General features: G+C 74.7%; 1 protein-coding gene. It reads right to left on the bottom strand.

Annotated elements, in window-relative coordinates:
- Positions 1–2: 2 nt before the first annotated feature.
- Positions 3–24,083, bottom strand: coding sequence for a non-ribosomal peptide synthetase (locus CW362_RS24715; RefSeq protein ID WP_103551726.1), 24,081 nt, complete (start codon positions 24,081–24,083; stop codon positions 3–5).

Here is a 24,083-nt window from a genome sequence, read left to right as displayed (position 1 = left end):
GGTCAGTCCTCCTGGGGGGAAAGGGTGGTTTCACCGGTGGCCTCGGCGAGGCGGGCGGCCAGGATCGGTCCGATCTGGGCCAGTGAGCCGGCTTCGGTCATCCGGTTGTGCCGGGTGGTGATCTCGTGCGATTCGATCCGGCCCGCGATGTACGGGCGCCAGGTCGCGGGCCCGGCGTCGTCCCCGTCACGGTCGATCGTGGAGTTGAACAGCAGCAGGTCGCCGTCGAAGCGGGCGGGGACGAAGTCGACCGCCAGCCTCGCGTTGTTGATCATGATGTGGACGATGACCTCGATCTGCTGCTCCGTCAGGCCCTGGAGCGCGCTGCCCCGCCGGTTCAGGACCTCGGCGACCTCGGCGTAGGTCAGCTCCCGGTCGCCCAGCTCGTCCGGGTCGACGTCGAGCACGCCGACGAGCACGTCCCGCTCGGTGGGCACGGGCATCTCCTCGAACTTCACGTCCTTCACCGGGTAGGCGTCGAGGATGGCCAGCAGCGCGGTCCGCTCGCCGCGCGCCCGCAGCTCGCAGGCGAGCGCCTGGGCGATCAGCCCGCCGGCGGACCAGCCGAGCAGCAGGTACGGGCCCTCGGGCTGGATCTTGCGGATCTGGTCGGCGTAGTCGGCCGCCATCTCCTCGTAGGACGTCGGCAGGGGTTCGGGGCGGCCGAGGCCGCGCGCCTGGATCGCGTAGACCGGGTGCTCGGGACCGATGTGGTTCAGCAGCCCGCTGTACGACCAGCTGATGCCGCCGCCGGGGTGGATGCAGAACAGCGGCGTGCCGGTCCCGGTCGAACGCAGCGGCAGCACCACGTCCAGCGCGTCGGCGGGGTCGTCCATGACCAGGCGCTCGGTGAGACCGGCCACGGTCGGCGCCTCGAAGAGCATGCGCAGGCCGAGCTCCAGTCCGAGGGTCTCGCGGACGCGGGAGGCCAGGCGGGCGGCCAGCAGCGAGTGCCCGCCCAGATCGAAGAAGTTGTCGTCGATGCGCACCTGTTCCCGGCCGAGGACCTCGGCGAAGAGGTCGCACAGCAGCTGCTCCCGCGGCGTCCGGGGGCCGCGGCCGGTGCCCGTCGCCCCGTACTCGGGGGCGGGCAGGGCGGCCCGGTCCAGCTTGCCGTTGGCGGTCAGCGGCAGTGCGTCCAGGGTGACGAACGCCGACGGCACCATGTAGTCGGGCAGGTCGCGGCGCAGCCGCCCGGAGAGCTCGGCCGCCTCGGGCGCGCCTCCGGGGGCGGGCACCAGGTAGGCGACGAGCCGCTTGTCGCCGGGCCGGTCCTCGCGGGCGACGACGGCCGCCTGGGCGACGCCCGGGCAGCTCGCGAGGATCGCCTCGATCTCGCCGGGTTCGATCCTGAGGCCGCGGAGCTTGACCTGGTGGTCGGTGCGTCCGGCGAACTCCAGGGTGCCCCCGGCCGGCCACCACGCCAGGTCGCCGGTGCGGTACATCCGGCTCCCGGGCGGCCCGTACGGGTCGGCGGTGAAGCGCTCCGCCGTCAGGCCGGGCCGGCCGAGGTAGCCGCGGGCCACGCCCGTCCCCGCGAGGTACAGCTCGCCGACCAGGCCGGTGGGCACCGGCCGCAGGCGGTCGTCGAGCACGTAGGCGCGCATGTTCGCCATCGGCCCGCCGATCGGTACGGTCGCGGCGTTCTCGGGGAGGCCGTGCACCGGGTGGCGGGTGGCCAGGGTCGTGGCCTCGGTGGGCCCGTAGCCGTTGACCACCTCGATGCCGGGGCAGACCTCCAGCACCCGGGCGACGGCGGCCGGGGAGACCACGTCACCGCCGGTCCACACCTCGCGGACCCCCGCGAGCAGGCCCGGCCGCTCCTCGGCGACCAGGCGGAACAGACCGGCCGTCAGCCACAGTCCGGTCACCCCGTGGGTGCTGATCGTGTGCTGGAGCAGGTCGAGGTCGAGCCGCTCGGGCGGTGCGACCACGACCCGGCCGCCGTTGAGCAACGGCACCCACAGTTCGTAGGTCGAGAGGTCGAAGGCGGTCGGGGAGTGCATCAGCACCCGCTCGTGGCCGCCGCCGCGGTACTCGGGGGTGAGCGCGAGGCCCACCACGTCGCGGTGGGTGACGGCCACGCCCTTCGGCCGGCCGGTCGAGCCGGAGGTGTACATCACGTACGCCAACTGGGCCGGATCGCACGGGAGGCCGGGGTCGGACGCGTCGGGCTCGCCCTCGATCAGTGCGGTCAGCGCGTCCTCGGTGAGCACCAGCGCGACCCCGGCCTCCCGCAGGATCAGATCGATCCGGGACTGCGGGAAGCGCGAGTCGAGGGGCGCGTAGGCGCCGCCCGCCTTGACGATCGCCAGGAGCGCCACGACGAGGTCCGCCGAGCGGTCCAGCAGCACCGCGACCGGTGTCTCCGGCCGTACGCCCCGGCGGACCAGTGCCCGCGCGAGGCGGTTGGACCGCCGGTCGAGTTCCCGGTAGGTCAGTTCGGTGGCGCCGGCCACGACGGCCACCGCGTCCGGGGTGGCGCGCACCTGCCGGGCGAACAGCTCCGGCAGCGCGGCCCCGGGCAGCTCGAACGCGGCGCCGGTGGAGTCGGACAGCAGCCTGCGGCGTTCCTCGCCGGACATGACGTCGATCCGGCTGATCGGTCGGCCGGGGTCGGCGACCGCCGCGCGCAGCAGCCGCGCCCAGCGCTCGAACAGCAGCTCCACGGTGGCCGGTTCGAACAGGTCGGTGGCGTACTCCACCGCGCCGACCAGGCCGTCGGGGCCACCGTCCGGGCGGAACTGCTCGGCCAGGCTGAACGTCAGGTCGACCCGCGAGGTCCCGGTCGACGCCTCCAGGTGACCGGTCTCGAGGCCCGGCAGGGCGAACTCGCCCACCGGCGCGTTCTGTAGGGCCAGCATGATCTGGAACAGCGGGTGGTGCGACAGCGAACGGGCCGGGTTGACCACCTCGACCAGGTACTCGAACGGCACGTCCTGGTGGGCGTACGCGGCGAGCGCCTTCTGCCGCACCCGGCCGAGCAGTTCGGCGAAGCCGGGGTCACCGCTCGTGTCGGTGCGCAGCACCAGGGTGTTGACGAAGAACCCGACGAGGTCGTCCAGCGCCTGGTCGGTCCGGCCGGCGATCGGACTGCCCACGGGGATGTCCGTGCCGGCGCCGAGCCGGGTGAGCAGCGCGGCGAGGCCGGCCTGGAGCACCATGAACATGCTGGCGCCGCGCTCGGCGGCCAGGTCCCGCAGTGCCCGGTGCAGTTCGGGTTCCAGCCGGACCACGACCCGTCCGCCCCGCTGGGAGGCCACCGGCGGCCGGGGCCGGTCGGCGGGCAGCTGCACCTGCTGCGGGATTCCCGCCAGCTCGTCCTTCCAATAGGCCAGTTGCCGCGCGAACAGGCTGTCCGGGTCGGCGGTGTCGCCGAGCAGGTCGCGCTGCCACAGCGTGTAGTCGGCGTACTGCACCGGCAGCGGGGACCACCGCGGCTCCTCGCCGTGGCGGCGCGCCGTGTAGGCGACCGCGAGGTCTCCGGAGAGCGGCCCCATCGACCAGCCGTCGGCGGCGATGTGGTGCACCACGACCAGCAGCACGTGCCGGTCGGGCGCGAGCGCGTACAGCTCCGCCCGGACCGGCGGCTCGGCGGCCAGGTCGAAGCCGCGCTGTGCCGTCCGCGCCAGCCGCTCGGCCAGCAGGCTCTCGTCGAGCTCGACCACCGGCAGCTCCGGGTACGCCCGCGAGGCGCTCAGCACGACCTGGTACGGCACGCCGTCCGTCTCGCGGAAGACCGTGCGCAGGCTCTCGTGCCGGGCGATCACGTCCGCGAGCGCGGCGTGCAGGGCCGGGCGGTCGAGTTCGCCGGTCAGGCTCAGCGCGAGCGGCATGTTGTAGGTGGCGCTCGGCCCGTCCATCCGGTGCAGGAACCACAGGCGGCGCTGGGCGAAGGACAGTTCCACGTTCCCCCGGCCTTCGGCCGGGGGTGTCCCCATGGACCGCGGCTGTGCGGTCAGCGCGGGCCGCGCCGTGCCGGAGCCGTCGAGGCGGGCCGCGAGACCGGCCACGGTCGGCGTCTCGAACAGCGTCCGGACCTCGAGCTCCGCGCCGAGGGCCGACCGGACGCGGGAGGCCAGACGGGTCGCCAGCAGCGAGTGTCCGCCCAGGTCGAAGAAGCTGTCCTCGACGCCGACCTGGGCCAGGCCGAGCACCTCGGCGAACAGCTCTGCGAGGAGCTGTTCCTGCGGGGTGCGCGGCGCCCGCCCGGATCCGGCCGGGCCGAGGTCGGGCGCGGGCAGCGCGCGGCGGTCGAGCTTGCCGCTGGCCGTCAGCGGCAGTGTCTCCAGTGCCACGAACGCCGACGGGATCAGGTAGTCGGGCAGCCGCCCGCGCAGCCATTCACGGAGTTCGCCGATGAGGGCGCCGGTGCCCCGGCTGCCGGTCGGGCGGTTGGTCAGCGAGGACAGCGTCCTGCCGGCGGCCTCGGCCGGCCGGTACGGCTCGGCCGGGGAGCCGTGCCGCGCCCGCGGGTCGGCGAAGACGACGTCCACGGCGTCGGCCGCGTCGGCCGACCAGGTGACGCCCACCCGGCGGTCGAACTCCCGCCCGAGGGCGCGGAAGTCCTCCGGGTCGGGGAGTCCGCTCTCCTCCGGGCCGTGCAGCCGCTCCAGCAGTTCGGCGAGCGAGCCGTCGCCGTTCTGCACCGCCCGGGAGAGGGCGGCCTCGCGCAGCACCCGGCGGTTCGGCACCCCGGCGATCCTCAGCACGTCGGCGGACGGCCGGTCGAGGAGTTCGCGCAGCCCGTCCAACCCGGTAACCTGCCGCCCCCACTCCAGCTCGACCGTCCGGCCCGGAACCTCCGGGGCCGCCGGGACGACCGGGGCCTTGTGCAGCGTCACGTCGTAGCGGTAGCGGGTCAGTTCGTTGTGGTGGCGGCCGCTCTTGACCTCCACGGCCACCGCTCCGATGTCCGTGCCGTGCTCCCGCAGGACGGTGAAGAAGTCCGGGTCGACCAGGAGTTCCTTCTCCACCCTGACCGCCTGCTCCACCGCGCGGCGCACCGTGGCGAGGTCGCCGTCGGCACCGGTGCGGTGCAGCTGGACCGCGGTGGCCAGCGGGCGCAGCAGCCGCAGGTTGCGGACGTCGCCGACGAAGAGCGCCCCGCCGGGGGCGAGCAGTCGCATCAGCTTCCCGATCACGTCCGCGAGGTAGTCGGCGGACGGGAAGTACTGCACCACCGAGTTGATCACGATGGTGTCGAACCGTCCGGCCGGCAGGCCGTCGGTGTCGTGCGCCGGGCGGGTCTGGAGTACGACACGCCCTGACAGGTCGTCCCGCCGGGCGACCTGCGCGGTCAGCGCGTCGACGGCCGTGGCGGAGAAGTCCGTCGCCCAGTAGCTCTCGCAGTGCGGTGCGATCCCCGAGAGCAGCAGTCCGGTGCCGACGCCGACCTCCAGCACCCGGCGGGGGCGCAGGGCCAGGATGCGGGCCACGGTGGCGTCCCGCCACTCCCGCATCTGCTCCACCGGGATCGGGCTCGTGTCGTAACTGCTGTTCCAGCCGACGAAGTTCTGGCCGAAGCCGGCTTCCTCGGGGGTGATGGGCAGGGCGTCGTAGATGTCCTGCCACTCGCCCACGTGGTCGGCCTCCAGGCCGCTGTCCCGGTCCTCGTCCTGCCGCGGGACGACGTATCCGACGAGCCGGTCGTCCTGGGCGAGGACGGCGGCCCGGGCGACGGCGGGGTGCTCGGCCAGCGCCGCCTCGACCTCGCCGGGCTCGACCCGGAAGCCGCGCACCTTCACCTGGTCGTCGGCGCGGCCGACGTACTCCAGCTCTCCTCGGCCCAGCCACCGCACCAGGTCCCCGGTGCGGTACATGCGCTCACCCGCCGGACCGAACGGGCAGGCGACGAACCGCCCCGCCGTCAGGCCCGGCCGGTTCAGGTACCCGCGCGCCAGACCCGCGCCCGCGACGTACAGCTCCCCCGCCACGCCCGCCGGCACCGGTCGCAGCCGCTCGTCCAGCACGTACACCCGGGCGTTGGCGATCGGGCGTCCGATCGGCGGCACACCCGATCCCGGCGAGAGCGGGTCGCTCATGGTCGCGCACACCGTCGTCTCCGTCGGGCCGTACGCGTTGATCATCCGGCGGCCCGGTGCCCAGCGGTCCACCAGCTCCGGCGGGCAGGCCTCACCCGCCACCACCAGCGTCGACGCCCGCACCGAGCCCTCCGGCACGGCGGCGAGGACGGACGGGGGCACGGTCACGTGGGTGACCGCGAGGTCCCGGTCGGTCAGCGCGGCGACCGGGTCCGCCGTCGGGGGCAGCACCAGGGCCGCGCCGCGCAGCAGGGCGGTGCAGATCTCCGACACCGAGGCGTCGAAGCTGGGCGAGGCGAACTGGAGCACCCGGCTGCCGGGTTCGATCGCGAAGCGCTCGATCTGTGCGGCGACCAGGCTCGCGACGCCGCCGTGGCCGACCACGACGCCCTTGGGGCGCCCGGTCGAGCCCGAGGTGTAGATCACGTAGGCCGGGTGCCGGACGTCGAGCGCGACCACGGGGGCGGTCTCCGGCCACCCGGACACCTCGGTCACCGTCGCCGGGTCGTCGATCACCACCGTGGGCCGGGCGTCGTCCAGCATGTACGCGATCCGTGCCGCCGGGTACGCCGGATCCACCGGCAGGTACGCGGCCCCGGCCTTCAGCACGCCCAGGACGGCCACCACCGACTCCACCGACCGCGGCAGGGCCACGGCCACGGTCTGCTCCGGACCGACCCCCCGGGCGATCAGCGCGTGCGCGAACCGATTGGCCCGAACGTCGAGTTGACGATATGTCAGCTCGACATCGCCGCACACCAGCGCGAGGGCGTCCGGGGTCGACGCCACCTGCGCCGCGAAGGCCCGCGGCACGGGAACGGCCGCCACCTCGAGGGCGGTCGCGTTGCCCCGCTCCAGCAGACGGTGCCGCTCGTCGGCGTCGAGGAGTTCGATCCCGCCGATCGACCGGTCCGGATCGGCGGCGACCTCCTCCAGCAGACGCGTCCAGCGCCCGATGAGCGCCTCGACCGTCGAGCGGTCGAACAGGTCGGTGGCGTACTCCACCGCGCCGACGATCCCCGCCGGGCTGGGGGCACCTCCCGGGCCGTCAGGCCCAGGGGGACCGTCCGGAGCGAACTGTTCGACGAGGCTCACGCCGAGGTCGAACTTGGCGGTACCGGTGGCCACCGCGTAGGTGGCGACGTCCAGGCCGGGCAGGGAGAACCGGCCCATCGGGGCGTTCTGCACGGCCAGGATGGTCTGGAACAGCGGGTGGTGCGACAGCGAACGGGACGGGTTGAGCACCTCCACCAGCTGCTCGAACGGCACGTCCTGGTGCGCGTAGGCCGACAGCGCCGTCTCCCGCACCCGGCCCAGCAGCTCGGTGAAGCTCGGGTCGCCGCTGGTGTCGGTCCGCAGCACCAGCGTGTTCACGAAGAACCCGACCAGGTCGTCCAGCGCCTCGTCGGTGCGCCCCGCGATCGGAGACCCGATCGGGATGTCCGTGCCCGCGCCCAGCCGTGTGTACAGCGCGGCCAGCGCGGCCTGCAGCACCATGAACAGGCTCGCGCCCGACTTCCGGGCCAGCTCCGCCAGGGAGGCGTGCAGTTCGGGGCTCAGCTCCAGGCCGACGTGGTCCCCGCGCCAGCCGGCGACGGCCGGCCTCGGCCGGTCGGCGGGCAGCCGGAGCAGCTCCGGCAGGTCCGACAACTGACGCTTCCAGTAGTCGAGTTGTTCCCCGAACCGGCTCTCCGGGTCGGCGGCGTCGCCGAGCAGGTCGCGCTGCCACAGCGTGTAGTCCGCGTACTGCACCGGCAGGGCCGGCCGGTGCGGCGCGCGGCCCTCGCACCGGGCGGCGTACGCCTCGGCCAGGTCGCGGGCCAGCGGGCCGGTGGACCAGCCGTCACCGGCGATGTGGTGCATCACCAGCAACAGCACGTGCTCGTCCGGCGCGAGCGCGAACAGCTCCGCCCGCAGGGGCGCCTCGGCCTCCAGGTCGAAGGGCCGTCGGGCGAACTCGGCGAGCCGCTCGAAGAGTTCGGCCTCCGACACCTCGGTCAGCCCTGCCCGGGGCCGGGCCTCGGCCGGGTCCAGGACGAGCTGGCGGGGTACGCCGTCGACCTCCGGGAAGACCGTCCGCAGGCTCTCGTGCCGGGCCGTCACGTCGGCCAGCGCCTCGTCCAGCGCCGCCCGGTCGAGCGTCCCGGTCAGCTGGAGCGCCAACGGGATGTGGTAGGTCGCGGCGGCGGTGTCCATGCGGTGCAGGAACCAGAGCCGGCGCTGGGCGAAGGACAGCGGCACCGCCTCCGGCCGCTCGTGCGCGGTCAGCGCCGGGCGGGCGTGACCGGCCCCGGTCAGCGCCTCGGCCAGGTCCGCCACGGTGGGCGCCAGGAACAGCGCCCGCAGCCCCAGCTCCACCCCGAGCACCGAGCGCACCCGTGCGGCCAGCCGGGTGGCGAGCAGGGAGTGCCCGCCCAGGTCGAAGAAGTCGTCGTCGACGCCGACCCGCGGCACGCCCAGCACCTCGGCGAACAGCTCGCACAGGATCTGCTCCCGCGGGGTGCGCGGCGCCCGGCCCGTCGTGGCCGTGGTCACCGGCTCCGGCGCGGGCAACGCGGCCCGGTCCAGCTTCCCGTTCGGCGTCAGCGGCAGCACGTCCAGCAGCACGAACGCCGACGGCACCAGATAGTCGGGCAGTCGGTCGCGCAGGTACGCCGTCAGCTCGGCCGGACGTACGACCGTGCCGGGACGCGCGGTCACGTAGCCGACGAGCCGGTCGCCCCGGGCGATGACGGCGGCCCGGGTGACCGCGGGGTGCTCGGCCAGCGCCGCCTCGACCTCGCCGAGTTCGACGCGGAAGCCGCGCACCTTCACCTGGTCGTCGGCGCGGCCGACGTACTCCAGCTCCCTGTCGGTGCGCCGGCGCACCAGGTCGCCCGTGCGGTACATGCGCTCACCCGCCGGACCGAACGGGCAGGCGACGAACCGCCCCGCCGTCAGGCCCGGCCGGTTCAGGTACCCGCGCGCCAGACCGGGGCCGGCGACGTACAGCTCTCCCGTCACCCCGGGCGGCACGACACGCAGCCGCTCGTCGAGGACGTACACCCGGAAGCCCGCGACCGGCCGGCCGATCGGCGGCACACCGGCCTCCGGGGCCAGCGGGGCGCTCATGGTGGCGCACACCGTCGTCTCCGTCGGGCCGTACGCGTTGATCATCCGGCGGCCGGGCGCCCACCGGGCCACCAGCTCCGGCGAGCAGGCCTCGCCCGCCACCACCAGGGTGGTCGCCGTGAGGTCGGCGCTCTCCACCGCGGCCAGGGCCGAGGGCGGAAGCGTCACATGGGTGATGCCGAGCCGACGGTCGGTCAGGGCCTCCAGCGGAGCCTCGGCCGGGGCCAGGACGAGGGCGGCGCCGGTGAGCAGGGCACTGCACAGGTCCCAGAAGGACGCGTCGAAGCTGGGCGAGGCGAACTGGAGCACCCGGCCGCCCGGCGCCACGCCGAGCCGCTCGATCTGCGCCGCCACCAGTTCCGACACACCGCTGTGGCTCACCACGACGCCCTTGGGGCGGCCGGTCGAGCCCGAGGTGTAGATGACGTAGGCCGGGTGCCGGACGTCGAGCGCGGCCCGCGGGTCGGTGTCCGGCCAGTTCCCTTCGGTCACCGTCGCCGGGTCGTCGATCACCACCGTGGGCCGGGCGTCGTCCAGCATGTACGCGATCCGTGCCGCCGGGTACGCCGGATCCACCGGCAGGTACGCGGCCCCGGCCTTCAGCACGCCCAGGACGGCCACCACCGACTCCACCGACCGCGGCAGAGCCACGGCCACGGTCTGCTCCGGACCGACCCCCCGGGCGATCAGCGCGTGCGCGAACCGGTTGGCTCGAAGGTCGAGTTGACGGTACGTCAATTCGGTGTCGCCGCAGACGAGCGCGACCGCGTCCGGCGTCGCCGCCACCTGCGCCGCGAACAGCTCCGGCAGGCTCGTCCCGGCCGCCCCGCCCTCGACGGCGGGCAGCAGTTCGCGGCGCTCCCCGTCGGACAGCAGGTCGATCCCGCCGATCGGCCGGTCGGGCGCGGCGGCGACCGCGGTCAGCAGCCTGGTCCACCGGGCGACCAGGGTCTCGACCGTCGAGCGGTCGAACAGGTCGGTGCTGTACTCGACCGCACCGCCGATCCCGGCCGGCGTGCCGTCGGGCCCGTGCTCCTCCGCGAACCCGAAGGTCAGGTCGAGCCGCGCGGTCCCGGTGAGCACGGTCACCCCGGAGACCCGCAGACCCGGCAGCTCGAAGTCACCGCCCGGCGCGTTCTGCACGACCAGCCCGGTCTGGAACAGCGGGTGGTGCGACAGCGAACGGGACGGGTTCAGCGCCTCCACCAGGTGCTCGAACGGCACGTCCTGGTGCGCGTAGGCCGACAGCGCCGTCTCCCGCACCCGGCCCAGCAGTTCGGCGAACGTCGGGTCGCCGCTGGTGTCGGTCCGCAGCACCAGCGTGTTGATGAAGAAGCCGACCAGGTCGTCCAGCGCCTCGTCGGTGCGCCCCGCGACCGGAGACCCGATCGGGATGTCCGTGCCCGCGCCCAGCCGTGTGTACAGCGCGGCCAGCGCGGCCTGTAGCACCATGAACAGGGTGGCACCGGAGCGTCGCGCCAACTCCACCAGCGCCGCGTGCAGTTCGGCGTCGATCCGGAGTTCCAGCAGGTCGCCGCCGTACGACATGGTGGCGGGGCGCGGCCGGTCGGCGGGCAGCCGCAGCTGCTCGGGCAGCCCGGCCAGCGCCTCGGTCCAGTAGGTGACCTGACGGGCGAACACGCTGTCCGTGTCGCGCTCGTCGCCGAGGATCTCGTGCTGCCACAGGGTGTAGTCGCCGTACGTCACCGGCAGCGGCGGCCAGACCGGCGCCCCGCCGCCCCGCCGGGCGGTGTAGGCGGCGGCCAGGTCACGGGCCAGCGGGCCCATGGACCAGCCGTCACCGGCGATGTGGTGCATCACCAGCAGCAGCACGTGCTCGTCCGGCGCGAGCGCGAACAGCTCCGCCCGCAGCGGCACTTCGGAGGTCAGGTCGAACGCCCGGACCGCCGCCTCGCGCAGCAGGGCGGGCGCCTCCGCCTCACCGGCCGCGCGTACGGTCAGCGGGACGGCGGCCTCGGCGGCGTCCAGCACCCGCTGGTACGGGACTCCGGCGGTGTGCGGGAAGACCGTGCGCAGGGTCTCGTGCCGGGCCACCACGTCCGCGAGCGCGGCACTCAGCGCGGCCCGGTCGAGGTCGCCGGACAGCCGCAGGGCGAGCGGCATGTGGTAGGTGGCGCTCGGCGCTCCGAACTGCTGGAGGAACCAGAGTCTGCGCTGGGCGAAGGACAGCGGCATCGGTTCGGGACGGGGCCGGGGCACCAGGGCCTGCCGAGCGGTGCCGGCGTCGTGCAGCCCGGCCGCGATCCCGGCGGGCGTCGGCGCCCGGAACAGGCTGCGCAGTTCCAGCTCGACACCGAGGGTCGCCCGGACCCGCGAGACCAGCCGGGTGGCGAGCAGGGAGTGCCCGCCCAGGTCGAAGAAGCCGTCGTCGACCCCGACCCGCGGCACGCCCAGCACCTCGGCGAACAGCTCGCACAGGATCTGCTCCTGCGGGGTGCGCGGCGCCCGGCCCGTCATGGCCGTGGTCACCGGTTCCGGCGCGGGCAACGCGGCCCGGTCCAGCTTCCCGTTCGGCGTCAGCGGCAGGGCGTCGAGCAGCACGAACGCCGACGGCACCAGGTGGTCCGGCACCCGGTCGCGCAGGTACGCCGCCAGCGCCGCCGCGGTCGTCCCGGTCCCGGCCGTGGGCACCACGTACGCGACGATCCGGTCCTCCCGGGCGAGCACCGCGACCTGGGCGACACCCGGGTGTGCGGTCAGCTCGGCCTCGATCTCGCCCGGCTCGACCCGGAACCCTCGGATCTTCACCTGGTGGTCCACCCGGCCCGCGAACTCCAGGTCCTTGTCGGCCCGCCAGCGGACCAGGTCACCGGTGCGGTACATCAGCGCGCCGGCCGGTCCGTAGGGGTCGGCGACGAACCGGGTGGCGGTGAGGCCGGGCCGGTTCAGGTAGCCGCGGGCGAGGCCCGCTCCGGCGAGGTACAGCTCACCCAGTACGCCGGGGGCGACCGGCCGCAGCGCCGAATCCAGCACGTACGCAAGGCAGTTGGCGATCGGCCGGCCGATCGGTACCGGCAGCGGGCAGTCGGCGGGGTCGGCCGGCAGCGGGTAGGCGGTGATCACATGGGTCTCGGCGGGGCCGTAGTGGTTGTGCAGCTCCCGGCCCGGCCGCCGGCTCTGGAAGCGGCGCACGGTGCCGCCGAGGCGCATCGCCTCGCCGGCCTGCGCGATCAGCCGCAGCTCCGGCAGTTCGAGACCGGCCTCCTCGGCGGCCTCGGCCAGCGCCTCGACCACCAGGTTGGGTGCGAACAGCTCCTCGACCCCGTGCCGGTCCAGCCAGCGGGCGAACAGTTCGGCACTGCGGCGCTGCTCCTCGGTCGGCACCACGAGGGTCTTGCCGTACAGCAGCGCGGAGAGCGTCTCCTGCACCGAGACGTCGAAGCTGATCGCGGTGAACTGTGCGGTACGCGTGCCCACTTCGCCGCCGACGGACCCGTGGTGCCAGGCCAGCAGGTTCAGCAGCCCGGCGGCGGGCATCACCACGGCCTTGGGCCGGCCGGTGGAGCCCGAGGTGTAGATGACGTAGGCCGGGTGCCGCGGGTCCACGGCGACGGCCGGATCGTGCTCCGGCAGGTCCCCGTGCGGTGTGACGGCCGCGAGGTCGTCGAGCACCACGGCAGGACGCGCGTCCTGGAGCATGTACGCGATGCGGGCGGCCGGGTAGTCCGGGTCGACCGGCAGATAGGCCGCGCCCGTCTTGAGGACCGCGAGGACGGCGACCGGCAGTTCGGCGGAGCGCGGCAGCCGCAGGGCGACGACCTGCTCCGGCCCCACCCCGCGCGCGATCAGCGCGTGCGCCAGGCGGTTGGCCCTGCGGTTCAGCTCCCGGTAGGTCAGCACGGTGTCCTCGAACACCACCGCCGGGGCCTCGGGGGTCGCCCGGACCCGCGCCTCGAACAGAGCGGGCAGGGTGGCGGCGGGCACCGGTCGCGCGGTGTCGTTGCGTACGACCAGCAGCTCGTGCCGCTCCTCGGCGGTCAGGACGTCGATCCGGCTCAACGGCCGGCCCGGCTCGGCGACCACCGACGCCAGCAGCCGCAGCCACCGGGCGACCAGGGCCTCCACCGTGGCCGGGTCGAAGAGGTCGGTGCTGTACTCGACCCGCCCGACGATGCCCTCGGCCGGCCCGCCGGTGCCGCCGCGCTCCAGCAGGTGGAAGCCGAGGTCGAACATCGCCGTCGGCGTCCGCACCAGGACGATCTCGGTGGTCAGACCGCTCAGCTCGAACTCGGTGCGGGGCACGTTCTGCAACGCGAGCAGCACCTGGAACAGCGGCTGACGGGCGAGCGACCGGGACGGGTTGAGGGCCTCGACGACGTGCTCGAACGGCAGGTCCTGGTGCGCGTACGCGGCCAGCGCGCCCTCGCGGACCCGGCCGAGGAGCTCGGCGAAGGTCGGGTCGCCGCTGGTGTCCGTGCGCAGCACCAGGGTGTTGACGAAGAATCCGACGAGGTCGTCCAGGGCCTGGTCGGTCCGGCCGGCGATCAGGCTGCCGACCGGGATGTCGTCGCCCGCGCCGAGCTTGTCCAGCAGCGACGCCAGGGCGGCCTGTAGCACCATGTACACGCTGGCGCCGTGCTCCCGGCCCAACCTGACCAGACCGGCGTGCAGTTCGGCGTCCAGTTCGATCGCGAGGTGGCCGCCGGCATAGGAGGGGGTCGCGGGACGGGGGCGGTCGACGGGGAGCCGGATCTGTTCCGGCAGGTTCGCCAACTGCTCCGTCCAATAGGCCTGCTGACGGACGAACAGACTGTCCCGGTCGGCCGGGTCGCCGAGCAGCTCGTGCTGCCACAGGGTGTAGTCGGCGTACTGGACGGGCAGCGGCGCCCACCGCGGCTCCTCGCCCCGGCCGCGTGCCGCGTACGCGGTGGCCAGGTCGGCGGCCAGCGGGCCCAGCGACCAGCCGTCACCGGCGATGTGGTGCATCACCAGGAGCAGCACGTGCTCGTCCGGCGCGAGCGCGAACAGCTCCGCCCGCAGCGGTGGTTCGGCCGCGAGGTCGAATCCGCGCACCGTGGCGCCCGCCAGCAGGTCCGGCAGGTGCGGCTCGTCGGCCGGGGTGACCGACAGCCTCGGGCGCGCCTCTGCGGTGGCCAGCACCCGCTGGTGGGGCACGCCGTCCACGGCCGGGAAGACCGTGCGCAGGGTTTCGTGCCGGTCGACGACGTCGCCCAGCGCCGCCTCCAGGGCCGTCAGGTCCAGTGGTCCCGAGAGCCGCCACGCGAGCGGCATGTTGTAGACCGAGGCGGCGCCCTCCAGCTGGCGCAGGAACCACAGCCTGCGCTGGGCGGACGACAACGGCACCGTCCCCCGTCCTTCGGCCGGGGGTGCCCCCGTGGGCCGCTCCGCCCGCCGCAGGGCGAGCCGGGCCCGGTCCGCGCCGCCCAGACCGGCGGCCAGCCCGGCCACGGTCGGGGTGCGGAACAGGGTGCGCAGTGCCAGCTCCACGCCCAGGGTCGTGCGGACCCGGGCCACCAGGCGGGTGGCCAGCAGGGAGTGCCCGCCCAGGTCGAAGAAGCTGTCGTCGACGCCGACCCGCGGCAGGCCGAGGACCTCGGCGAACAGCTCGCACAGGATCTGCTCCTGCGGAGTGTGCGGTGCCCGGCCGGTCCGGGTGACGGTGGTCTCGGGCTCGGGCTCGGGCAGGGCGCGCCGGTCGAGCTTGCCGTTGGCGTTCAGCGGCAGGGCGTCGAGGGAGACGAACACGGCGGGCACCATGTAGTCGGGCAGCCGTTCGCGCAGGCACGCCCGCAGGTCCTCCGGCCGGAGTTCCGCTCCGGTGGCGGGCACCAGGTAGGCGACCAGGCGGGTGTCCCCCGTCCGGTCCTGCCGGACGGTCACGGCGGCCCGCGCGACCCCCGGGTGCTCCGCCAGCGCCGCCTCGATCTCGCCGAGCTCGATGCGGAAGCCGCGGAGCTTGACCTGGTCGTCGGTGCGGCCGAGGAACTCCAGGTTCCCGTCCGTACCCCAGCGCACCAGGTCACCGGTGCGGTACATCCTCGTGCCGGCCGGCCCGAACGGGTCCGCCACGAACCGTCCCGCGGTCAGCCCCGGCCGGTTCAGATAACCCCGGGCCAGCCCCGCGCCGGCGATGTACAGCTCACCCGGCACACCCGCGGGCACCGGCTGCAACGCGGCGTCGAGCACATGCAGCCGGACTCCCCCGAGCGGCCGGCCGATCACCGGGCGCGGGCTCGATGCCAGCGGCGCGACGACCGCGTCCACCGTGCACTCGGACGGCCCGTAGTAGTTCAGGAAGGACACTCCGTCGACGGCCCGCAGCCGCTCCCACAGCCGGTCCGGAACGGCCTCCCCGCCCATCGAGACCATCGCCGGACGCCACCGCGGGTCGTCCAGAAGCCCCCGCTCGACGAGGACCTGCAAGTAGGACGGGGTGGCGTTGACGTAGTCCAGCCCGGCGCGCGCGGCGTACTCGACGAAGGCGTCCGGGTCGGACCAGGTCTCCTCGTCCAGGACGTGCAGCTCGTGTCCCGCGTACAGGCAGGACATCTGGTCGCAGGAGGCGTCGAACGACACCGAGGTGGTCAGCCCCACCCGCAGCCGCTCCTTCGTCCCCCGGAGGAACAGCAGGGGACGCTGGCCGGCGAACAGGTTGCGCAGGCCGCCGTGCGTCGTCACCACGCCCTTGGGCCTGCCGGTGGAACCGGAGGTGTAGATGACGTAGACCGGGTGGTCCCGATCGACGGCCACCATCGGGTCGGCCGCCGGGCACGCGGCCACCAGCGCGGCCGTCTCCGGGGCGTCGGCCACCAGCCATCCGGCGGGACCGCTCTCCGGCAGCCTGCCCCGGGTACGGGCGTCGGTCACCCCCAGGACCGGCCGGGCGTCGTCGAGCAGGTACGCGATCCGCGCGACCGGGTACTCGGGGTCGACCGGGAGGTACGCGGCGCCGGTCTTCAGCACCGCGAGGATCGCCACCACCAGCTCCGCCGAGCGCGGCAGGGCCACCGCCACCAGCCGCTCCGGCCCCGCGCCCCGCGCGATCAGCGCGTGCGCCAGCCGGTTCGCCCGCGCGTCCAGCTCCGCGTACGTCAGCGACGCCTCCGGTCCCACCAGCGCGAGGGCGTCCGGAGTCGCACGCACCCGGTCCCGGAACAGCTCCGGCAGACTCTCGGTGAAGGCCCGGGCCGCCGGGCCGGTGCCCAGCGCCGTCAGCTCACCGCGCTCCTCGGCGGTGAGCAGGCCGAACCGGCTGAGCCTGCGCCGCGGGTCGGCGACCGCGGCACGGAGCAGCCGGACCCACCGCTCGAACATCGTCTCGACGGTGGCCGGGTCGTACAGGTCGCCGGTGTACTCGACGACCCCGTCGATCCCCTCGGGGGAGCCGTCCTCCGCGTGCCGCTCGGACATCGTGAAGATCAGGTCGAGCTTGGCGGTGGTCGACGCCGACGGCACGTCGGCGACGCGCAGCCCGGGCGGCGCGAAGTCGGCCCGGGGCGCGTTCTGCAGCACCAGCATGACCTGGAACAGCGGATGGTGCGCCAGCGACCGGACCGGGTTGAGCGCCTCGACCAGGTATTCGAACGGCAGGTCCTGGTGGGCGTACCCGGCCAGCGCGGTGTCCCGGACCCGGCCCAGCAGTTCGGCGAACGTCGGATCGCCCGAGGTGTCGGTGCGGAACACCAGGGTGTTGACGAAGTAGCCGACCAGCTCGTCCTGCGCCTGGTCGGTCCGGCCCGCGACCGGGCTGCCGACGGGGATGTCGTCGCCCGCGCCGAGCTTGCTCAGCAGCGCCGCCAGCCCTGCCTGGAGCACCATGAACAGACTGGTGCCGTGGGCGCGGGCGAGCTCGCGCAGACCGCGGTGCAGCTCGGCGTCCAGTCCGGCGCGCACGGAACCGCCCCGGTGCGAGGCGACCGCCGGGCGGGGCCGGTCGCCGGGCAGCCGGAGCTGCTCGGGCAGACCGGCCAGCGCCTTCGTCCAGTAGGCCGCCTGGCGGGCGAACAGGCTGTCCTCGTCGGCCCCGTCGCCGAGCAGTTCGTGCTGCCACAGGGTGTAGTCGGCGTACTGCACCGGCAGCGGGGACCACCGCGGCTCCTCGCCGCGACGGCGCGCCGTGTAGGCGGCGGTCAGGTCCTGTGCGAGCGGTCCCAGCGACCAGCCGTCGCCGGCGATGTGGTGGAGCACCACTTGGAACACGTGCTCGTCCGCCGCCGCCTCGAACAGCTCGACACGCAGGGGCACGTCGACCGCCAGGTCGAACGGACGGGCCTTCGCCCGTGCCATGGCGTCCGCCAGCCCGGCCTCGGTGGTCCGGCTCACGAGCAGCCGCGGGCGGGCCGCCACGACGTCCAGGACCCGCTGGTACGGCACGCCGTCCACCGCCGGGAAGACGGTGCGCAGGCTCTCGTGCCGGGCCACCACGTCCGCCACGGCGGCCTCCAGGGCCTGCCGGTCCAGCTCCCCGGACAGTCGCCAGGCCAGGGAGATGTGGTAGTTCGCGCTCTCGCCCTCCAACTGGTGCAGGAACCACAGCCGCCGCTGCGCGAACGACAGCGGGACCGTCTCGGGGCGCTCGCGCCGTGCCAGGGCGGCCTGCGCCGGTCCGGCCGTCGGCAGGGCCGCGGCCAGGCCGGCCGGGGTCGGCGCCTCGAACAGGGTGCGCAGCGGCATCTCCACGCCGAGCGTCGCGCGGATCCGGGCGGCCAGGCGGGTGGCCAGCAGCGAGTGCCCGCCCAGGTCGAAGAAGCCGTCCTCGACGCCGGCCGACGCCACGCCCAGGACCTCGGCGAACAGCTCGCAGAGGATCTGCTCCTGCGGGGTGCGCGGTGCGCGGGCACCGGTCGCCGATGCGAGGTCGGGGGCGGGCAGGGCCCGGTGGTCCAGCTTGCCGTTGGCGGTCAGCGGCAGCGCGTCCAGCGCGACGAACGCCGACGGCACCATGTACTCCGGCAGCCGCTCGCGCAGGTGCGCGCGCAGCTCGGCCGGACCCGGTGCGGTACCCGCGGCCGGCACCAGGTACGCGACCAGCCGGGTGTCGTCGGCCCGGTCCTGCCGGGCCAGGACGGCGACCTGGGCGACGCCGGGGTGCGCGGCCAGCGCCGCCTCGACCTCGCCGAGCTCGATCCGGAAACCGCGCACCTTCACCTGCTGGTCGGCCCGGCCGACGTAGCGCAGGCTCCCTCCCCCAGCCTCCGGCCGGGGGGACCCCCATACCACGCGGCGCACCACGTCGCCGCTGCGGTACATCCGCGATCCCGGCGGTCCGAACGGGTCGGCCACGAAGCGTCCGGCGGTCAGGCCGGGCCGGTCCAGGTAGCCGCGCGCCAGTCCGGCGCCCGCGACGTACAGCTCGCCGGGCACGCCCGGGGCCACCGGCCGCAGATGGGCGTCCAGCACGTACGTCCGCAGGTCCCCGACGGCCGTGCCGATCCCGCCGGCGGCCCCGCCGGACCGGTCGAGCGCCGCGTACGTGACGTGCACCGTGGTCTCGGTGATGCCGTACATGTTGACCAGCAGCGGCGCGTCGTCCGGGTGCCGCTCGTACCAGCTCGCCAGCCGGGCGTGCTCCAGCGCCTCGCCGCCGAACACCACCGTGCGCAGCGCGAGCGAACGGCTCGTCCCCGGGGCCTCCGCGTCCGCCTGCATCAGCTGGTAGAACGCGGACGGCGTCTGGTTGAGCACGGTCACCCGCTCGCGGGCGAGGAGCTCCAGGAAGCGGCCGGGCGAGCGGCTGGTCTCGTGGTCCACGACCACCAGACGGCCGCCGTGCAGCAGCGGGCCCCACAGCTCCCACACCGAGAAGTCGAAGGCGTAGGAGTGGAAGAGCGTCCAGACGTCCTCGGCGCGGAAGCCGAACAGCTTCTCGGTGGTGCCGAACAGCCGCACCACGTTCCGGTGCGTGACCACCACGCCCTTGGGGTCGCCGGTGGAGCCGGAGGTGTAGATGACGTAGGCGGCGTGGCCGGGGCCGAGGGGGACCCCGGGGTCCGTGTCCGGCAGCCCGTCCAGGTCGGCGGCGTCCAGCAGCAGCCGGTCCACCGCCTCCGCGCCCGGCAGGTCGCCGGTCCGGCTCGTGGTCACGAGGAGCGCGGGGCGGGCGTCCCGGAGCAGGTAGGAGATCCGGGCGGCCGGGTACTCCGGGTCCACCGGTACGTAGGCGCCGCCCGCCTTCAGCACGGCGAGCACCGCCACGACCTGCTCGGCCGAGCGCGGCAGGGCCAGCGCCACGCGCTGCTCCGGGCCCACCCCCCGGTCGATCAGGGCGTGCGCGAGCCGGTTGGCGCGGGTGTTCAACTCGCCGTACGTCAGCGTGACTTCGCCGTCCGTGAGGGCGACGGCGGCCGGGTTCGCCCGCACCTGCCGCTCGAACAGCGCGGTCAGACCGCTCTCCGACGGCTCCTCGGTGCGGCCGGTGGGCGCCGGGAGCAGCGCGCGGAGTTCGTCGGCGGACAGCACGTCCACCCGGCCGATGCGCCGGCCGGGGTCGGCGGCGACGGCGCGCAGCAGCCGCAGCCACCGCTCGACGATCCCGGTCACGGTGGCCTCGTCGAACAGGTCGGTGCTGTACTCCACCACGCCCGACAGGCCGTCCGCGCCGGGCTGTTCGGCCAGGACGAAGGTCAGGTCGCACTTGGCCGTCCCGGTGTGGACCAGATCGGTCGCCACCCGCAGCCCCGGCAGGTCGAACGTGCCGAGCGGCGCGTTCTGCAGGGTGAGCATGGTCTGGAACAGCGGGTGGTGCGCCAGCGTCCGGGTCGGGTTGAGCGCCTCCACCAGGTGCTCGAACGGCACGTCCTGGTGCGCGTACGCGGCCAGCGCGTCGGTGCGCACCCGGCCCAGCAGTTCGGTGAACGACGGGTCGCCGGAGAGGTCGGCGCGCAGCACCAGGGTGTTGACGAAGAAGCCGACCAGGTCGTCCGCGGCCTCGTCGGTGCGTCCGGCGATCGGTGTGCCGATCGGGACGTCGGTCCCCGCGCCGAGCTTGCCCAGCAGGGCTGCCAGCCCGGCCTGGAGCACCATGAAGAGGCTGGCCCCGCCGTCGCGGGCGAGCGTCCGCAGGCCCTGGTGCAGCCCGGCGTCGATCCGCACCGGCAGGTGGGCGCCCCGGTAGGACATCGCGGCCGGCCTGGGCCGGTCGAACGGCAGCTCCACCTGCTCCGGAAGGCCCGCCAACCGATCGCGCCAGTAAGCGAGTTGGCTGGCCAGCAGGCTGTCCGGGTCCGAGCCGTCGCCGAGCAGCTCCCGCTGCCAGAGGGCGTAGTCGGCGTACTGGACCGGCAGCGGCGACCACTCCGGCTTCCCGCCCTCGGCGCGGGCCGCGTAGGCGGCCGTGAGGTCCCGCGAGAGCGGCCCCGTCGACCAGCCGTCGCCGGCGATGTGGTGCACCACCAGCAGCAGCACGTGCTCCTCGGCCGCCGTCTGGAAGAGTTCGGCGTGCAGCGGCGGCTCCTCGGCGAGGTCGAAGCCGTACCGGGCCGCCTGCGCCAGCCGCTCCGGCAGCTCGCGTTCGCCGAGTTCGGTCACCCGCAGCCGCGGCCGGGCCTCCTCCGGGTCCAGCACCCGCTGGCACGGCACGCCGTCGACCGTCGGGAAGACGGTGCGCAGGCTCTCGTGCCGCTCGACCACGTCCGCCAGGGCGGTTTCCAGGGCCCGCCGGTCCAGGCTCCCGGACAGCCGCAGGGCCAGCGGGATGTTGTAGGTGGCGCTCGGGCCCTCCATGCGGTGCAGGAACCACAGCCGCCGCTGCGCGAAGGACAGCGGGACGGTCTCCGGCCGCTCGCGCCGCCCCAGCGCCGGACGCGCCCGGCCCGCGACGTCCACGGCCGCCGCCAGTTCCGCCGGCGTCGGCGCGTCGAACAGGTCGCCGAGCCGCAGCTCCACGCCGAGGACCGAACGGACCCGGGCGACCAGCCGGGTGGCCAGCAGGGAGTGCCCGCCGAGGTCGAAGAAGCTGTCGTCGAGACCGGGCTCGGACACCCCGAGCACCTCGGCGAACAGCCCGACGAGCAGGTGCTCGGTCGCGGTGCGCGGTGCGCGGCCCGGCACGGCGGGCTGCCGCCCGGGCGCCGGGAGGGCCCGCCGGTCGAGCTTTCCGTTCGGGGTCAGCGGCAGCGCGTCCAGCAGCACGTACGCGGCCGGCACCATCTGCCGGGGCAGCCGGTCCCGCAGGTGGTCGCGCAGGGCGGTGTCGGTCACGGTGGCGCCGGGCCCGGGCACCGCGTAGGCGACCAGCCGGGGTTCCTCCTCGGTGCGCACCACCACGGCGGCCCGGGCGATACCCGGGTGCTCGGCGAGGACGGCCTCGATCTCGCCGAGCTCGATGCGGAAGCCGCGGAGCTTGACCTGGTCGTCGGTGCGGCCGAGGAACTCCAGGTTCCCGTCCGTACCCCAGCGCACCAGGTCCCCGGTGCGGTACATCCTCGACCCGGCCGGCCCGAACGGGTCCGCGACGAACCGTCCCGCGGTCAGCCCCGGCCGGTTCAGATAACCCCGGGCCAGCCCCGCGCCGGCGATGTACAGCTCACCCGCCGCACCGGCCGGCAGCGGCCGCAGGGCGCCGTCGAGCACGTACAGCCGGGCGTTGGTGACCGGTCGGCCGATCACCGGACGCGGGCTCGAACCCATCGGCGCGACCACCGAGTTGACGGTGCACTCGGACGGTCCGTAGAGGTTGAGGCAGGACACCCCCTCCACCGAACGCAGTTGCTCCCACAGCCGCTCCGGGACGGCCTCGCCGCCCGCCGCGACCAGTGCCGGGCGCCACCGCGGACCGCTCAACAGCCCGTGGGCAACGAGCACGTGGAGATAGGACGGGGTGGCTTCGACGTAGTCCAGTCCGCAGCGCGCCGCGTAGTCGACGAAGGCGTCGGGGTCGGTCCAGGTCGCGTGCTCCAGGACGTGCAGCTCGTGGCCCCCGAACAGGGCGAGCAGCTGGTTCCAGGAGGCGTCGAAGGACACCGAGGTGGTCAGCGCCACGCGCAGCCGCCGCCGCTCCCGCAGCACCGGCGCGAAGTGCGTCTGCCGGAGGTCGGTGAGCAGGTCGAGCAGGCCGCCGTGGGTCGGCAGCACGCCCTTGGGCCTGCCGGTGGAACCGGAAGTGTGGATGACGTACGCCGGGAGACCCGGGTCGACGGCCACCATCGGGTCGGCCGCCGGGCGACCCGCCAGCAGGGCGGCCGTCTCCGGATCGTCGAGCACCAGTCGGTCGACGGGCCCGGCCTCCGGCAGCCGGTCCCCGCTGCGGGAGTCGGTGACCACCAGGGCCGGCCGGGCGTCGTCGAGCAGGTACGCGATCCGCGCGACCGGGTACTCGGGGTCGACCGGGAGGTACGCGGCGCCGGTCTTCAGCACCGCGAGGATCGCCACCACCAGCTCCGCCGAGCGCGGCAGGGCCACCGCCACCAGCCGCTCCGGCCCCGCGCCCCGCGCGATCAGCGCGTGCGCCAGCCGGTTCGCCCGCGCGTCCAGCTCCGCGTACGTCAGCGAGAGGTCGCCGCACACCAGCGCGACCAGGTCCGGAGTCGCCCGGACGTGCTCCCGGAACAGCTCCGGCAGGCTCGCGGCCGGGCCCGGCGCCACCGGCCCGGTGCCGAGCACCGCCAGTTCGCGGCGCTCCTCGGGGGTGAGCAGTTCGATCCGGCCCACCGGCTCGTCCTGGTCGCAGTCCGCGAGGGTGTCGAGGAGCGCGAGCAGCCGCTCCTGGTGGGCGGCGAGGTCGTCGTCGCCGTACGCCTGCGGCGAGCCGTGCAGCCGGAGCAGGGGCGGGTTGCCGTCCCGGTAGTCGAAGACCCAGACGGCGAGGTCGGTGGTGGACCCGGACACGAAGTGGTGCACGTCGGCCGGGTGCCCGGCGAAGCTCGGCCTGGAGTTGAAGGCCATGATGTTGACGATCAGCGGGAACGCCGTCCCGATGCCTCCGGGGGCGCCGAGGTCCCGCAGCAGGTCCTCGCTGCGGTAGCGCTCGTGCGCGACGGCCGTCTCGACCTCCCGCGCCGCCTGTGCGACGAGTTCGCGCCACGGCATGTCCGGCCGCACCGTCAGCCGCAGCGGCACCACGTTGGACGTCGTGCCCGGCACCGCCGTCAGGTCGCGGTCGGCGCCCCGGCGGGCGGTGACGGGCAGGGCGAGCACCACGTCCTGGTCGCCGGTCAGCCGGTGGGCGTAGAGGGCCGTCGCCGCGACCAGCAGCCGGGACCACCGGACGCCGCTGCGTCCCGCCGCCGCCCGCAGGGCGTCCGGGCGGCGCAGTTCCCGCTCCCCGGCCATCCGGAGGGCGCGGTGCGGGTCGGTCGCGGAGGAGTCGGTGAGCCGGGTCGGGGCGGGCAGGTCGGCGAAGCGTCCGGTCCAGTGGGCGCGGTCGGCGGCGAAGTCGGCGGAGGCGCGGTAGGCGGCGTCGCTGTCGACCAGGTCCCGCAGCGGGCCGAACGGGCAGGGCGGCACGGCGTCGCCCCCGGCCAGTGCCGAGTACACCTCGCCGACCCGCTGCCGGAGCATGGAGCTGCTGATCGCGTCCAGGACCACGTGGTGGTAGTTGAGGTACCAGAGGTACTCCGTCGGCGACGCCTTGATCAGCGCGTGGCCGAACAGCGGGTCGCGGGCGAGGTCCAGCGGGCGCAGCAGGTCCCGCTCCATCCATTCCAGGGCCGCCGCCCTGGGGTCGGGATCCCCGCTGAGGTCGAGGTGGGCCGGGGCCCAGTCCCAGCTCTCCCTCAGGACCTGGCGCGGGCCCTCGCCGTCGTCGACGAAGGTCACGTGCAGGGCGTCGACCTCGTCGACCACCCGGCGCAGCGCGGTCTCGAACAGCTCCCGGTCCACCGGCCCGTGGATCTCCAGGCACTCGCCGACGCGGTAGCCCGGGATCGGCGTCCGGGAACTCTGCTCGGCGAGCCAGATCTCGCGCTGGGCCGCTGTCAGGGGGAGGGAGTCGCCGTCTCGACGGGGCAT

The sequence above is a fragment of the Streptomyces populi genome (assembly GCF_002911015.1).
GTDB classification, from domain to species: Bacteria; Actinomycetota; Actinomycetes; order Streptomycetales; family Streptomycetaceae; genus Streptomyces; species Streptomyces populi.
This window is presented reverse-complemented; position numbering and strand designations above follow the sequence as displayed.

Excerpts from the sequence above, each read along its gene's own strand:
- CW362_RS24715 (WP_103551726.1), bottom strand. The coding sequence starts at position 24,083 with ATGCCCCGTCGAGACGGCGACTCCCTCCCCCTGACAGCGGCCCAGCGC.